This window comes from Aeromonas sp. 25-248 (assembly GCF_053005425.1).
The window spans coordinates 1-287 of sequence record NZ_JBRKTB010000039.1 but is presented as its reverse complement, the minus strand read 5'-3'; the positions used below and the strand labels follow the sequence as shown (position 1 = coordinate 287).

The window sequence follows — 287 nt, the reverse complement described above, 5'->3', positions numbered from 1 at the left end:
TACCTTAAGATGACGAAGTTGTTGAGTGTTCACACAGATTGCCTTGATTCAAAGTAGTTAGAGCAAAGACCTGGTGCAGTGATGCATCAGCTTCTTTTGTCCAGCCCTCGGGATGGATGAGAGAAAACCTCTTCTGCCGGATAACGGGATGTGAATAGCAGTTTACTGCTACCTGTTGTCTCAGTGCGAAAGCACTGCAAAGCAGACTCGGGGTCCCCTTCGTCTAGAGGCCTAGGACACCGCCCTTTCACGGCGGTAACAGGGGTTCGAATCCCCTAGGGGACGCC

Annotated in this window: 1 tRNA gene; it reads left to right on the top strand. The window is 51.6% G+C overall.

Going from position 1 to position 287, the window contains the following annotated elements:
* Window positions 1-212: 212 nt before the first annotated feature.
* Window positions 213-285, top strand: a tRNA-Glu gene (locus ACVDHI_RS20800).
* The last annotated feature ends 2 nt before the right edge of the window (window positions 286-287 follow it).